Below are 14,372 nucleotides of genomic sequence, written 5' to 3'. Positions count from 1 at the left end.
CCAGAGCTATAGGCGCGGATGGCCGGTGGGGCAAGCGCGAAGAGGGCCCTCAGGAGTTTTCCCCGAGTAAGATGCGGCAGGGTTTCCCGGCCGCCACGACCGGGCTTCCGCGGGGCATCCGCGCCTTGCTTTTGCAGGTGTTTCCGGAACAAGAACTGGAGGGCCGGGGATCAACCCGGCGATGACGCCGGAGCGTGCGCTCGTGAAAATTGTCGTGATCGCCGTCGCTGTTGCGGGCCTGATCTGGCCGGCGCTCGCTCAGGGCCTGCCGGGCGACTTCGTATTTCTCCGCGACATCGACCCGACCATCATCCAGGACATCCGCTACGCCGGTGCGAACAACTTCATGGGGCGGCCGATCGCGGGCTACGGCGCCGCGGAATGCGTGGTGAAGCGGGAGGTGGGGTTGCGCCTCAAGGCCGTGCAGCAGGAGTTGGCGCGGCAACGACTGTCGCTGAAGATGTTCGACTGCTACCGGCCCGCCCGCGCGGTCGCCGACATGGTGGCGTGGTCGCGGAACGGCAAGGAGACCGCCGCCGAACGGCGCTACAACCCAGCATTCTCGAAGGTGAATTTGTTCCGCCTCGGCTATATCGCCACCCATTCCGGTCATTCGACCGGGTCTGCCGTCGATCTCACGCTGGTCGATCTTGGCGCCGACAATTCGCGCAAGTTCGATCCGGTCAAGGACTATGCCGACTGCACTGCGCCGGCCACAGCTCGTGCCCCGGAGGGCAGCGTCGACATGGGCACCGGCTATGACTGTTCCGATATCAAGGCCCACACCGCCACCGGCTCGATCACGCCGGCGCAGAAGCGCTGGCGGGCGAGGCTGGTCGCGGCGATGGCCGGGCAGGGATTTGTGAATTATTCAAAGGAGTGGTGGCACTTTTCGCTGCCGGGGACCGGTGGCTCGGCCTACGATTTCCCGATCACACGCGGGCACTAGCGCCGGTTTTCCTCAAATCCGAGGCATTCCGGCAAGACAAAGCTTGCCATCGCATAAGTGGCTGAATGCCGTTTCAACACTCTTTAATTGTGGCCGTGTGAGGTGCGGGCATTGCGGGAGCACGAAGCATGCGTTTAGCAGCCTTTGCACTTATTGCCGTCGGCGCCGCCGGCATCGCGATCTACGATCAATACGACAAGGGCGCGAATTATCAGCGTGTCGATGCACGCATCAGTGCCGTCAACGAGCAATGCTATCTGGAAAAGGTCGAGCGCGGCGTCATCACCAAGACGACGTGGACCTCTGACCTGACCCGTTGTGAGGTTGCCGAGTTGCTCCGCAAGGAGCATCCGAAGTGGCAGGGCTACGACCTGAGGCACAAGATCGAGGTTCGCGTGGTCTACGTCTCGCCGGTCGACGGCGTCTCGCATCAGTCGAGCCTGCAGATGTCCTACTTCCCGAACGGCAAGCCGCTGCGCGCCGGCGACATGTTTCCGGTCCTGGCCTCCAAGACCAAGGCGGACAAGACGCGCATGATCTGATCATCGCGGCGGTTTGGGAGCTCGTCATGCGTATCGGCGTCTACGGGATGATCGCCATCAGCCTTGCCGGCTTCTATGCCTATCGCGAGTTCGACAAGCGGGTGAACTTCCGCCCGATCGACGCCCGCGTCAGCAGCGTCAAGGAGCAATGCTATCTGGAAAAGACGGAGGGAAATCGGAGCTCGACGTCCGATCTGCTGCCGTGCGAACTAACCGAGCTTCTGGCGCGCAACCATCCGAAATGGCAGGGCTACGACATCAAGCACAAGATCGAGATCCGGTTTGCCTATATCTCCCCGGCGGACGGGGCGACGCATGAGTCGAATCTGCAGATGGCGGCCTATCCCGACGACCGGCCGCTGCACGCCGGCGACATCTTCCCCGTCCAGGCGTCCCGCAACGACGCCAACAAGACCCGCGCCAACGACTGGCTGGATCTTAAGCTCGGCCGCCACGCGCCGAGCCACGGAAGCATCTAGCCGAGTGCGCATTTTTCGCTGCCCCGCGCCGGCGCGCGGGCTTATTATTCCACGATTCCAGCTGCCGCGATCCCCGACCGGAGCAGGCCAGTTGTCCGGGTACTATGCGCGCAGAAAGACCATCCCGAGGAGACCATGACGCAGGCTCCGTTCGCCACCCACGACGTGCTGAACCAATCGCCGCCGTTTGAGAACATCGACCTGTTCTCGACCGATGCGCCGCTCTTGGCCGCGGTGGCCGCCAATGGCGGGGCGTCGGCGTCAGCTGAGCTCTCCGATTTCGGCAAGCATTGGGGCTCCGCTGTCATGGCCGAGCGCGGCCGCGTCGCCAACGAGAGCACGCCGAAGCTGCGCACCTTCGATGCCAGGGGTAATCGCCGCGACGAGGTTGAGTTTCATCCGGCCTATCACGAGCTGATGGCGCATTCCGCCCATGCCGGGGTGCACAATTCGACCTGGGCTGCGGACGGCAAGCCGGCCGGCGGCGCGGCCGAGGTAGTGCGCGCGGCGAGATTCTACATCGCTTCCCAGGTCGAGACTGGCCACCTTTGTCCGATCACGATGACGCGCGCTTCGGTCGCGGCGCTGGCTTCGCAGCCGGACATTCTGGCGAAGACGATGCCGGTGATCGGCACGCGCGCGTATGACCCGAGCTTCGCGCCGTGGTGGACCAAGCGCGGCATGACGCTCGGCATGGGCATGACGGAGAAGCAGGGCGGCACCGATGTGCGCGCCAACATGACGCGCGCCGAGCGCGATGGCGACGCCTGGCGCATCACCGGGCACAAATGGTTCATGTCGGCGCCGATGTGCGACGCGTTCCTGGTGCTGGCGCAAGCGAACGACGGTCTGAGCTGTTTCTTCATGCCGCGCTTTGCGCCCGACGGCACCGTCAACGCGATCCACTTCCAGCGCCTGAAGGACAAGCTCGGCAACCGCTCCAACGCCTCGTCCGAGGTCGAATTCCACGGCGCTCATGCCGAGTTGATCGGCGAGGAGGGCAAGGGCATCCGCACCATCATCCAGATGGTGCAGCTGACGCGGCAGGATTGCGCGATCGCATCCGCAGGCCTGATGCGCTCGGGGCTTGCGCATGCGCTCAATCATGCGCGGCACCGCAGCGTGTTCCAGAAGCATCTCGCCGACCAGCCGTTGATGCAGGCGGTGCTGTCCGACATGGCGCTGCATGTCGAGGCGTCGGTCGCGCTGGTGATGCGGCTCTGCCGCGCCTTCGACCGCGCAGGAGCCGATGCGGGCGAGGCCGCCTATATGCGGCTGCTGACGCCGGCGATCAAATACTGGACCTGCAAGAGCGCGCCCGGCTTCCTCTATGAGGCGATGGAGTGCCTCGGCGGCAATGGCTATGTCGAGGAGGGCATTCTGGCGCGGCACTATCGGGAATCGCCGGTCAACGCGATCTGGGAAGGCTCGGGGAATGTGATGTGCCTCGACGTGCTGCGCGCACTCGGCCGCGAGGCCGATGCCGCGCTCGCCGTGTTGCGTGCGCTCGCCGATGAGACCAAGGGTCTGCCGGGTGCCACAGAGGCCGTTGCGTCGATCGGTCGAGCGTTCCGCCGCCCGGACAGCGAGCGCATCGCGCGGCTTGCGGTCGAGCAGTTGGCGCTGCTGGCGGCGTCAGCGGCGCTCAACCAGGTTTCGCCTGACAATGCCGAATTGTTTGCGGCGACAAGGCTTGCCGAACGCCACGCCGGCATGTACGGCGCGGTGGACCTATCCGATGCCGATCAGCGCGCGCTGCTGGCGCGGGCGTTGCCATGAACCATGAAGGTTTGCCGATGGACGCTCTCAATCCCGATAATCCGCCGGCCTCCCTCGAGCCACCGCCGCGTCCCCCGCGGGTCTGGAAGTTCTGGGGCACCGCGGTGTGGGGCTTTTTGATCTTCGCCGCGATGTTCGTCGGCCAGGTCGCCGTCATCGTCTGGCGCATCATCGCGCAGGGCGGCGAATTGTCGGCGGCCGGCATCACCCATGTGGTCGCCGACGGCCTGACGATCTCGCTCTCGGTCCTCGCCGGCCTGCCGATGGTGCTGCTGGTGCTGTGGTTCGCGATCCGCCGGACCCGGATTTCGTTCGCCGATTATCTCGGGCTGCGCGGTACGTCGTGGAGGAACGTGATCATCGGCATCGTCGCGCTCGTCGTGCTGGTCGGCGCCTGGGACATGGTGTCCCGCGCCGCAGGCCGCGAGGTGACGCCTGGCTTCATGGGCGACGTGTTGAAATCGGCACAGGAGCACAGCGCGCTGTGGCTCCTGGTGATCGCTTTCGCCGTGGCCGCGCCGCTTTGGGAGGAACTGTTCGCGCGCGGCTGGCTCTATCGCGGCTGGTCGGAATCCAGGCTCGGCCCGTATGGCGCGATCCTGTTGTCGTCGCTCGTGTGGACGGTGATGCACCTGCAGTACGACTGGTTCTTCCTCTGCCAGGTGCTGACGATCGGGCTCCTGTTCGGCTATCTGCGCTTCCGCACCGGCTCGACCTGGCTGACCATCCTGCTGCACGGGCTGAACAATTTTGCCGCGACGATCCAGACCTGGTGGCTGGCGGGCTGATCGGCTCAGGACAGCAGTGAGGGTTTGCCGGGACGCTCGGCATACATCTCGGCCGTCCATTCCATCAGACATTGCTCTGCATAGCGCAGGCCTTTGGTAGTCCGCTCGAGGCAGTCCTGGCCAACATCGCTGTCGGGACCACGCGAAATGGCCTCGGCGATGTACAGTCCAGCCATTGAAACACCCTTACGGATATCTTCCAGTGCCAGGATGCAGTCGCGCTGCCGAGCCTGGGCTTCACTGGTCCTGGGCTTCGCTTCCTGCGCAAGCGTTAGTTGGGAAATTGTTCTCAGGCCCAGCCAACTGAAGACACCGCACAGCTGCCTCACGCGTTCCGGCGCGCTAGCGTCGAAGCCCTTGACGTTCCTCATGAGCTGCACTTTTCGGCTGACAAGCTCGGCAAGTGCGGTCCGCACGGCGCGCGCGCCCGCCTCAGTGAAGGTGTAACTGCTTGCCAGGTGCGCCATGGGCACGTCGTCGACTGCGATCCGTTGTGTCCAGTCTGCGCGTTCCATCTGCGACCACAGCACATCATTGTGGCTCCCCACCGATGTGATCATCGCGCTACCGGGGCGTGCCGCCGCGCCTTCATTTACGGACAGATCGCCGGGCGAAAGGGTCGCGAGCCAGAGGCAGAGCTGACGGGAGTCAAAGGCCGACGAATTGGAATTGTTGTTCACGCATGCGGCCCGCTGGTTGCATCATGGGTCTAGCAACGTAGACTTGAAATGACGGTAAAGGCAAAAAGTCGATTTGTGTGCATTTTCCGCGAACGATGGCTTTTGGCCCAGGGCCGACGCATAGACGCGTGCGCCTTGACGTCGCCACGCGAGGCAGAGCGGACGTGATGATTCTGTAAGTGCGCCTCCAATGCCCCACCGCGCCGATCACGACCTGTACCGATCGGCGCCAAAATCGTCTGCAGCGAGGTGGGCCGGACGAGCAGCAGCGCGTCGGGAACCTGACGAAGAGGATGCAAGCGCCTCCGTCATAGTGCTATGATCCAAATCTACGAACGAGCGCGGGCCGGATCGAAAACAGGCAGCGGCGGCTGCCGTCGTGCGAGCTCTTGCCATGGCTACGTTGTTCCGAACTGTTCTGGCCAGCGTCGTCGCGCTGGTGTCGCTCGGCGCCATCACGCAGCAGGTGCGCGACCAGGGTGCGACCGATACCGAAATCCGGATCGGCAATCTGATGCCGTATAGCGGCACGCTGGAAATCTTCGGCCAGATCGGCAAGGCCGAAGCCGCCTATTTCGACATGATCAACGAACGCGGCGGGATCAACGGCCGCAAGATCCGCTTCATGTCCTACGACGATCTGTCCGACGCCTCCAATGCGATGGACCTCACGCGCATTCTCGTCGAGACCGACAATGTGCTCCTGATGTTCGGTTCGTTCGGGACGCCGGATAATCTCGCCGTGCGGAAGTATCTCAACGAACGGCAAGTCCCCCAGCTTTTCGTTGCCTCCGGCGATCAGGACTTCGGCGAGCCGTCGGCCTTTCCGTGGACCATGGGCTGGCAGCCATCATACCGCGAGGAGGGGCGGATCTACGCCAACTATATCCAGGCTTTCTATCCTGGAAAGAAGATCGTGGCGCTCTGGGAGAACGACCAGTTCGGCGTGAATTGTTCAAGGGGCTGGTGCAAGGGCTGGGCGACGTCGCCCACAACATCAGGGTCGACATCGCCTATGATGTCGACGATCAGCATCTGGACGGCCACATCTCGATCCTGAAGCAATCGGGCGCCGAGGTCTTCGTGTTTGCGGGCGTGCCGGAAAATGCCGCCAAGGTGATCCGGGCGGCGGCCGACCATGGCTGGCGGCCGGTGTTTGTCGTGAACCAGATGGCGTCATCGATTGAGACGGTGCTGAAGGCGGCCGGCACGGAGAACGCGACCGGCGTCATCACCGCCGCCTTCCTGAAGGATGCGAGCGATCCGGCCTGGAGGGAAGATCAGGGCGCCTGGCACAGCTTCCTGGACAAATATACCAAAGCCGGCGGCAAGGACGACGCTGCTGCCGTCTATGGCTATGCGGCCGCCGAAACGATGGTCCAGGTGCTCAGGCAATGCGGCAACGATCTGTCGCGCGAAAACGTCATGAAGCAGGCCGCCGCGCTCAGGGACTATCAGGCATCGGCCTTGCTCCCGGGCATCAAGATCAACACCGATCACTTTCGACCGGTCGAGCAATTGCGGTTGCTTCAATTCGATGGCCGCAGCTGGCAGCCGATCGGCGATGTGCTCGATACGGCGTTCACTGGTTCGTCCGGAAAGTAGCGACGACGCTTCGCTCGCTCGGTCACAACATCAAGCGCCTTACGGCCCGACCGCGGCGATCACGATCGGCATGGTGATCGCAGCCAGGATCGTCTGCAGCGTGATGATCTGGGCGAGCAGGGGGGCGTCGCCGCCCATCTGGCGCGCCAGCACATAGGCTGACGGTGAGGTCGGCACCGCGGCGCAGGCGGCGACGATGGCGAGATTGGCGCCGGTGACGCCGAACCACACCGCGAGCGCGACCGTGAATACCGGCATCAGGACCAGCTTCAGCACCAGTGCGATGCTGGCGGCGAGGCTGGGGCGGAAGATGCCTTCCAGATGCAGCCCGGCGCCGGTCACCAGCAGGCCGATCGCCAGCGACGAGCCGCCGAGCGCGTCGGCGACATCGTGCCAGATCTGCGGCAGCGGGATGTGCGCGACGTTGATGACGAGCCCGATCACGCAGGCCCAGATCAGCGGGTTCTTCAGCACGGTCATCACGATGGCGCTCACGGACCGCTTCTCCGAGGAGGCATATTTGGCCAGCACGGCGACGCTGAAGACATTGACCAGCGGGATGATGGCGACCATCGCGACCGAGGCGAGCGCGAGCCCCGTGCTGCCATAGAGATTGCGCGACACCGACAGCGCGACATAGGTCTGCCAGCGTGTCGCGCCCTGGAAGATCGAGCTGAAGGCGGGGCCGTCGACGCCGGCGCGGGCCAGCGGGGCCCGCAGGGCAAGACAGAGCAGGCACATCACGAGCGCCGCCAGCAGCAGCGCGCCGCCGACGCCGGCGACCGGCACCTTGGTCAAATCGGCCTTGACCAGCGTCTGCACCAGCAGCACCGGGAACAGCACGTAGTAAGTGAGCTGCTCCAGTCCATGCCATTGGCTGTCGAGCCGCATCAGCGTCCGCTTCAGGATGAAGCCGAGCACGATCAGCAAGAAAACCGGCAACAGCGCCGCGATCACCACGGCCATCGTCAGCGCTCTCCGCGCAGCTTTGCGAGCCGGTCGAGTGCACCTTGCAGGATGAAGATCGCGGCATGCTCGTCGATCACCTCAGCGCGCCGGGCGCGGCTGACGTCCATCCCGATCAACTCGCGCTCGACCGCCGCGGTCGACAGCCGCTCGTCCCACAGCCCGATCGCAAGCGCGGTGAGCCCGGCGAGATTGCGGGCAAAAGCCCGGGTCGATTGTGCGCGCGGGCCTTCGCTGCCGTCCATGTTGATCGGCAGGCCCAGCACGAAACCGACCGCGTTGCGCTCGGCCGCGATCGCGAGCAGCCGCGCTGCGTCGGCCTTGAACTGCTTGCGCTGGATGGTCTCGACGCCGGTCGCGAGCCGCCGGTCCGGATCGGAGACGGCAACGCCGATGGTCTTGGTGCCGAGGTCGAGGCCGACCAGCGCGCCGCGGTCGGGCCAATGCGGCGCGGCTTCGATCAGGGGAAGGATAGGGGCGGGCATGGCCCTGCGCTTAGCACGCAGCCGCGCGCCGAGGCAAAGCCCGCCGGCGGGCGGGCCTCCATGCGAAAATGCCGATCAGGCGGCGATCACCCGATCGTCGCCGCCGAGGCACGCGACAAGGCCCTGCAACGGACTGTACTGGTGCGCGGAGCGGCGCTGGATGAACAGCGTCTCGACCTGTGCATGCTTCGGATTGAGCTTGTGGATATTGATGTCGCGCTGGACGTGGTCGCGTTCGACGACCGCGCGCGGCAACAGCGTCACGCCCATGTCGGCGGCGACGCAGCCGACCATGCCGTCGAGCGTGCCGAGTTCGAAACGCGCGGCGGACGGCCAGCCGAACTCGGTGAACACCTGTTCGAGGCGCTGCCGGTAGGTGCAGCCGGTGCGGAACACCAGTGCGGTCGGGCCCGATTCCGATGTGCCGGCGCGCAACGCGGCAAGCGATTTCCAGCGTTGCGCGGTGACGAGCACCAGTTCCTCGGTGAAGGCCGATGTTGCGGACAGCTCGGCATGCTCGATCGGACCGGCGACGAAGGCGCCATCGAGCGAGCCGTCAAGCACGGCGGCCACGAGATCGGCGGTCGGCGCGGTGCGCAAGGTCAGGCGCACCGCCGGATAGCGGCGGTGAAACTCGGCAAGCAGCGTCGGCAGCCGCACCGCTGCGGTGGTCTCCATCGACCCGATCGACAGCGGGCCCTTCGGCTCGCCGTCGTCGCGCGCGGCGAGCACGGCTTCGCGCGACAGCGCCGCCATGCGCTGCGCATACGGCAACAGCCGGCGGCCGGCGCCGGTCAGCGACATGCCGCGGCTGTGACGCTCGAACAGCGCTGTGCCGATCTCGGCCTCCAGCGCCTTGATGCGCTGGGTGACGTTGGACTGCACGGTATTCAGCTCTTCGGCGGCCCGGGTGATGCCGCCGAGCCGGGCGACCGTGGAAAAGGTGAGCAGGTCGGTCAATTCCATCTGGGACCACCGTTTCAATTTAGAGATGGCAGCGTTCTCTAGTATTCATTTTGACAGAATGTTAGGCCCGCTTAGGCTTGGAGTCCAGAACAGCAAGTCCAGAACAGGGAGCAAGCGCATGCCGATCAGCACCGAATTGACGGCGCGTCTGGGCACCGAACATCCGATCCTGGCGGCGCCGATGGCGATGATCACGGGGAGCCGGTTGGTGAAGGCGGTGAGCGAGGCGGGGGGCTTCGGCATTCTGGGCGGCGGTTACGGAGACAAGGCCTGGCTCGCGGCGGAGACCGCGGCGCTCAGGGGATTTCGCCGTCCGTTCGGCATCGGCTTCATCACCTGGAGTCTCGCCAAGCAACCCGAGCTGATGGACATCGCGCTGGAGGCGCGGCCGCGCGCGGTGATGCTGTCGTTCGGCGATCCCGCGCCGTTCGCGCCTGATATCAAAGCCGCCGGCGCGCTGCTGATCTGCCAGGTGCAGAATGAGGAGATGGCGCAAGCGGCGCTCGATTGCGGCGCCGATATCCTGATCGCGCAGGGAACGGAGGCGGGTGGTCACGGCGCGTCGCGCACCACGCTCGACATCGTGCCTGCGATCATCGATTTCGCGGCAGGACTGTGCCTGTGGTCGCGGCCGGCGGCATCGCTGATGGCCGCGGCTTGGCTGCGATGATGATGCTCGGCGCCTCCGGCGTGCTGATGGGCACGCGCTTCTATGCCAGCGTCGAGGCCGACGCGCCCGAGCAGGCGAAGCAGTTGATCCGCGCGGCCAAGAGCGGCGAGACGGTGCGCGGCGTGGTGATGGACTGGTCGCGCAAGCTGATGTGGCCGGCGCCGTTCACCGCGCGTTCACTTGCCAACGATCATTTGCGGCGCTGGTCCGGTCGCGAGATCGAGCTGATGCAGCGCGCGGACGAGATCGCGGTGGAGTATGCCGCCGCGAGGGAAGCAGGCAATTTCGACACTGCCGCGGTGTTTGCCGGCGAGTCCGTCGGCCTGATCCATGATATCGTTCCCGCGGCCGAGATCGTCGGCCGCATCGTCGCCGAAGCCGAGCAGTCGCTGCAGGGGCGGCGCAACTTTCTCTCCTCTTTGACCTGAACAAACGCGAGACACACCATGTGGCCGGACCGTCGATTGATCGATCGCTTCAAGACCGAATTCCCGATCGTGCTGGCACCGATGGCCGGCGTGATGGACGCGGAACTGGTGATCGCGGTGGCGCAGGGCGGCGGGCTCGGCTCGCTGCCATGCGCGATGCTGTCGGCCGAGAAGGCGCGCGAGCAGGTCAACATCATCCGCCAGCGCGTGTCTGCGCCGGTCAACCTCAACTTCTTCTGCCACAAGGCGGTCGATGCCGATCCGGCGCGCGAGGCACAATGGCGGCAGCGGCTCGCGCCTTACTACCGCGAGCATGGCCTCGATCCTAACGCACCGGTCAACGCGGCGAACCGCGCGCCGTTCGATGCAGCATTCTGCGCCGTGGTCGAGGAGCTGAAGCCCGAGGTCGTCAGCTTCCATTTCGGCCTGCCCGAGCCAACACTGTTGCAACGGGTGAAGGGGACCGGCGCCATCGTGATGTCGTCGGCGACGACCGTGAAGGAGGCGATCTGGCTCGAGGAGAACGGCGCCGACGTCGTCATTGCGCAGGGCGCCGACGCCGGCGGCCATCGCGCCATGTTCCTGACCGATGATATTGCCGAGCAGCCGGGGACATTCTCGCTGCTGCCGCAGGTGGTGGATGCGGTGAAGGTGCCGGTCGTCGCGGCCGGCGGCATCGCCGATGGGCGTGGGATCGCGGCGGCCTTCGCGCTTGGCGCCTCGGCCGTGCAGGTCGGCACAGCCTATCTACGCTGCCCGGAATCCAAGGTGAGCGCGCAGGGCCGTGTTGCGCTGGCGCAGGCCAGCGATGAATCGACCGTCATCACCAATGTGATGACCGGCCGTCCTGCACGCGGCGTCGCCAATCGTGTGATGCGCGAAGTCGGCCCGATCTCGCCTGACGCGCCGGCGTTCCCGCACGCGGCCACTGCGCTCGGGCCGATCAAGGCGGCTGCCGAAAAACAGGGCAAGGTCGATTTCACCAATCTGTGGGCCGGGCAGGCGGTTCGGATGGGCAAGGAGATGCCGGCCGCCGAGCTGACCCGCGCACTGGCGGGCGCGGCGCTGGCGCGGATGGGGGCGCTGTCTCAGGCCTGACGCGCGGCCTCGTCCCGGCTGATGTCCAGGTGCTCGGTCGCGAGCCTGCGATAATGCGCGGCCATTTCCTTGTAATGCTGCCGGGAAATCGGATCCGCGGCGCTTTCGGCGCGGCGTTCGAACATCTCGGCCTTTTCCTGCAGAGCCTTTGCCTGGGACATGGCTATTGCTCGCCCCGCTCAGACCAGGCAGGCCACGTATACGATTGCGATCCCGAGCACTGTGCCGATCGACCACAGAGCGGGGTCCCAGCCCTCCGACCGGGGGCGGCTTTCGAGCATTGACATGACGCGCTCCGAACTTTTCTGTTTGGAGGGAGTAGGCGCCGGCAATGTTTCCGGACAACTTCGTGGCGGGCACGAAGTGGTTTCGTCGCGGGGTTTTGCAGCCCCAATGCCCGCCCGGAAATGTCTCGACGGGGACAGCCGGGGGGCGGAAGCCCAGAAGGCGCGGAATTGGCGCGGTTGCGGCGCAAAACCGGCCTCTGCTATACGGCAGGCTGACCTTTCAGCCTGACCACCCGAGGCCCTATATAATGTCCGTAGATGCCACGACCGTCCGCCGCATCGCGCATCTGGCGCGGATCGCGGTCAGCGACGCCGAAGTTCCCCATCTCCAGGGCGAGCTGAACGCGATGCTGGCCTTTGTCGAGCAGCTGTCGGAGGTGAATATCGAGGGCGTCGAGCCGATGACCTCGGTGACGCCGATGGAGATGAAGAAGCGCGCCGACGTGGTCAATGACGGCGAGATCGCCGATGTCATCGTCCGCAATGCGCCCGATGCCGTGAACGACTTCTTCCTGGTGCCGAAGGTGGTCGAGTAAACAGCCCGATCGGATAAGTCCAATGTGTCTGCTCTGCGACGATGAGAAGGCCTACAAGGCCTATATGGACTTCCTCGATGCGATGGAGCGCAAGGGGAAGGTCGCCGATCCCAATGCGGCGATGGACGCCGTGCTCGACCATCTCGAGGCGCTCGATGCCGCCCGCGCCAAGGAAAATGCCAACAACCGGGCGCGCCAAGACGACCCCGCCAACGACAAAACCCTGTCTCCGTTCTTCTGCAGCCCGATCAATAAATGACCGATTTGACATCGCTGACGATCGCCGAGGCCCGCGAGGGCCTGGCGAGCAAGTCCTTCACCGCCGCTGAGCTGACCGATGCGCATCTCGCCGCCATCGAGGCCGCGCGGGTGCTCAATGCCTATGTGCTCGAAACGCCTGACCGTGCCCGCGAGATGGCGAGGGCCGCCGACGAGAAGATCGCCAAGGGCGAGGGCGGACCGCTGGCCGGCATCCCGCTCGGCATCAAGGACCTGTTCGCGACCCGCGATATCAGGACCACGGCGTGCTCGAAGATCCTCGGCAACTTCATCCCGCCCTACGAGTCGACGGTGACCTCGCAGCTCTGGCGCGACGGCGCGGTGCTGCTCGGCAAGCTCAACAATGACGAGTTCGCGATGGGCTCGTCGAACGAAACCTCGTGCTTCGGACCGGTCACCAATCCGTGGCGCCGTGAAGGCAGCAACACCACGCTGGTGCCGGGCGGCTCGTCCGGCGGTTCGGCCTCGGCGGTGGCGGCGCTGCTCTGCATGGGCGCGACGGCGACCGACACCGGCGGCTCGATCCGCCAACCGGCCGCGTTTACTGCGACCGTCGGCATCAAGCCGACCTACGGCCGCTGCTCGCGCTGGGGCATCGTGGCGTTTGCGTCTTCGCTCGACCAGGCCGGCCCGATCGCGCGCACCACGCGCGACGCCGCGATCCTGATGCGCTCGATGGCCGGGCACGATCCGAAGGACACCACGTCGGTCGACATCGCGGTGCCGGACTACGAGCCGCGATCGGCAAGTCCGTGAAGGGCATGAAGATCGGCATTCCCAGGGAGTATCGGCTCGACGGCATGCCTGCCGAGATCGAAAAGCTCTGGAGCGACGGCGCGCAATGGCTGAAGGCGGCCGGCGCCGAGCTCGTCGAGGTGTCGCTGCCGCACACCAAATACGCGCTGCCGGCCTACTACATCGTGGCGCCGGCGGAGGCTTCGTCGAACCTCGCGCGCTATGATGGCGTGCGCTACGGACTGCGCGATCCCGGCAAGAACATCATCGAGATGTACGAGAACACTCGCGCCGACGGCTTTGGCGACGAGGTCCGCCGCCGCGTGCTGATCGGCACCTATGTGCTCTCGGCCGGCTATTACGATGCCTATTATCTGCGTGCGCAGAAGGTGCGGACGCTGATCAAGAAGGATTTCGAGGACTGCTTCGCCAAGGGCGTGAATGCGATCCTGACGCCGGCGACGCCGTCGGCGGCGTTCGGCATCGGCGAGAAGGGCGGGGCCGATCCGGTCGAGATGTATCTCAACGACATCTTCACGGTGACCGTGAACATGGCGGGCCTGCCCGGCATCGCTGTGCCCGCCGGTAAGGACAGCCAAGGTTTGCCGCTCGGCCTGCAACTGATCGGCCGTCCGTTCGACGAGGAGACGCTGTTCTCGCTCGGCGAGGTGATCGAGCAGGCGGCCGGCCGGTTCACGGCGCCCAAATGGTGGTGAGCGATGGCGGATTTCCGCGCCAGTCTCGCTGACGCTGCGCCTGACGACGCGTTGCCGCCACCGCTCGCGGCGCTGTGGTGGGCGAAGAAGGGCGATTGGGACCAGGCGCACCGCATCGTGATGAATGAGAGCGACGCCAATTCGGCCTGGGTGCATGCCTATCTGCATCGCGTCGAGGGCGACCTCGGCAATGCCGGCTATTGGTATCGCCAGGCCGGCCAGCCGGTCGCAAAGGACACGCTCGAGGCCGAGTGGGAGCGGATTGTTTCCGCGCTTTCGGCCTCGTGAGCGCGAGGCGCGGTGCTGAGGCACCGCGAGCATTAACCGTGTTTCGGCCGCCATGCCGCCGCCCAGATTGGCCGTGATAGGCTGGTGGAACCGGGC

14 protein-coding genes and 3 pseudogenes are annotated in these 14,372 nt (G+C 65.4%); 12 read left to right on the top strand and 5 right to left on the bottom strand.

The annotated features are described in order from the left end of the window. Positions 1–181: 181 nt before the first annotated feature. The 5 genes from ALC15_RS12390 (at position 182) to ALC15_RS12370 (ending at position 4,537) form a co-directional block, all read left to right on the top strand. Positions 182–949 (top strand): M15 family metallopeptidase, encoded by a 768-nt coding sequence (locus ALC15_RS12390; RefSeq protein WP_050627448.1) that lies wholly within the window; start codon positions 182–184, stop codon positions 947–949. 128 nt (positions 950–1,077) lie between these two features. Further along, on the top strand, positions 1,078–1,491 hold the full coding sequence (locus ALC15_RS12385; RefSeq protein ID WP_050627447.1) for a hypothetical protein: 414 nt from the start codon (positions 1,078–1,080) through the stop codon (positions 1,489–1,491). Positions 1,492–1,517: 26 nt separating this feature from the next. After that, on the top strand, positions 1,518–1,970 hold the full coding sequence (locus ALC15_RS12380) for a hypothetical protein (protein ID WP_050627446.1): 453 nt from the start codon (positions 1,518–1,520) through the stop codon (positions 1,968–1,970). Between the two features lie 135 nt (positions 1,971–2,105). Continuing rightward, the gene (locus ALC15_RS12375) at positions 2,106–3,749 is read left to right on the top strand and encodes an acyl-CoA dehydrogenase family protein (protein WP_050627445.1); all 1,644 of its coding nucleotides are present in this window, start codon (positions 2,106–2,108) and stop codon (positions 3,747–3,749) included. Continuing rightward, complete coding sequence (locus ALC15_RS12370) at positions 3,746–4,537, top strand: CPBP family intramembrane glutamic endopeptidase (protein WP_430649158.1); 792 nt, start codon at positions 3,746–3,748, stop codon at positions 4,535–4,537. The genes ALC15_RS12375 and ALC15_RS12370 overlap by 4 nt, the downstream gene beginning before the upstream one ends. Positions 4,538–4,542: 5 nt before the next feature. Here ALC15_RS12370 and ALC15_RS12365 read toward each other — a convergent pair whose 3' ends face one another. Further along, positions 4,543–5,217, bottom strand: a complete 675-nt coding sequence (locus ALC15_RS12365; protein WP_128089506.1) for a hypothetical protein — start codon at positions 5,215–5,217, stop codon at positions 4,543–4,545. A gap of 394 nt (positions 5,218–5,611) precedes the next feature. Between ALC15_RS12365 and ALC15_RS12360 the strand changes: the two are divergent. Next, positions 5,612–6,822, top strand: a pseudogene (locus tag ALC15_RS12360) (ABC transporter substrate-binding protein). Positions 6,823–6,861: 39 nt separating this feature from the next. Here the strand turns inward: ALC15_RS12360 and ALC15_RS12355 are convergent. From ALC15_RS12355 to ALC15_RS12345, 3 genes are all read right to left on the bottom strand, one after another. Then, positions 6,862–7,788, bottom strand: coding sequence for an AEC family transporter (locus tag ALC15_RS12355; RefSeq protein WP_050627443.1), 927 nt, complete (start codon positions 7,786–7,788; stop codon positions 6,862–6,864). Between the two features lie 2 nt (positions 7,789–7,790). Continuing rightward, positions 7,791–8,273 carry a Holliday junction resolvase RuvX gene (gene ruvX / locus ALC15_RS12350; RefSeq protein WP_050627442.1) on the bottom strand — a complete coding sequence of 161 codons (483 nt, stop codon included), beginning with the start codon at positions 8,271–8,273 and terminating at the stop codon, positions 7,791–7,793. Positions 8,274–8,348: 75 nt separating this feature from the next. After that, positions 8,349–9,239, bottom strand: a complete 891-nt coding sequence (locus ALC15_RS12345) for a LysR family transcriptional regulator (RefSeq protein ID WP_050627441.1) — start codon at positions 9,237–9,239, stop codon at positions 8,349–8,351. 118 nt (positions 9,240–9,357) lie between these two features. Between ALC15_RS12345 and ALC15_RS12340 the strand changes: the two are divergent. Together ALC15_RS12340 and ALC15_RS12335 are read left to right on the top strand one after the other, a co-directional pair. After that, positions 9,358–10,337 (top strand): annotated as a pseudogene (locus tag ALC15_RS12340) (NAD(P)H-dependent flavin oxidoreductase). Between the two features lie 18 nt (positions 10,338–10,355). Then, entirely contained in the window at positions 10,356–11,435 is a 1,080-nt protein-coding gene (locus ALC15_RS12335) for an NAD(P)H-dependent flavin oxidoreductase (protein ID WP_050627440.1), read from the top strand. Here ALC15_RS12335 and ALC15_RS44135 read toward each other — a convergent pair. Next, complete coding sequence (locus ALC15_RS44135; protein WP_157860905.1) at positions 11,426–11,596, bottom strand: hypothetical protein; 171 nt, start codon at positions 11,594–11,596, stop codon at positions 11,426–11,428. The two genes, ALC15_RS12335 and ALC15_RS44135, sit on opposite strands and share 10 nt — an antisense overlap. A gap of 374 nt (positions 11,597–11,970) precedes the next feature. Between ALC15_RS44135 and gatC the strand changes: the two genes are divergently transcribed. The 4 genes and pseudogenes from gatC to ALC15_RS12315 all read left to right on the top strand — a co-directional run bounded on the left by gatC (position 11,971) and on the right by ALC15_RS12315 (position 14,276). Next, entirely contained in the window at positions 11,971–12,258 is a 288-nt protein-coding gene (gatC, locus tag ALC15_RS12330) for an Asp-tRNA(Asn)/Glu-tRNA(Gln) amidotransferase subunit GatC (RefSeq protein WP_050627439.1), read from the top strand. A gap of 22 nt (positions 12,259–12,280) precedes the next feature. Next, positions 12,281–12,517: a hypothetical protein gene (locus tag ALC15_RS12325; protein WP_021078336.1), complete on the top strand. Its 237-nt coding sequence runs from the start codon at positions 12,281–12,283 to the stop codon at positions 12,515–12,517. Beyond that, a pseudogene (gene gatA / locus ALC15_RS12320) lies at positions 12,514–13,988 on the top strand (Asp-tRNA(Asn)/Glu-tRNA(Gln) amidotransferase subunit GatA). The gene ALC15_RS12325 and the pseudogene gatA overlap by 4 nt, the downstream one beginning before the upstream one ends. 3 nt (positions 13,989–13,991) lie before the next feature. Next, complete coding sequence (locus ALC15_RS12315) at positions 13,992–14,276, top strand: hypothetical protein (RefSeq protein ID WP_050627438.1); 285 nt, start codon at positions 13,992–13,994, stop codon at positions 14,274–14,276. Positions 14,277–14,372: the final 96 nt, after the last annotated feature.

Source organism: Bradyrhizobium viridifuturi (genome assembly GCF_001238275.1).
Classification (GTDB): domain Bacteria; phylum Pseudomonadota; class Alphaproteobacteria; order Rhizobiales; family Xanthobacteraceae; genus Bradyrhizobium; species Bradyrhizobium viridifuturi.
Note: the sequence above shows the minus strand (reverse complement) of the source record. Positions and strands in the feature narration are given on the sequence as shown.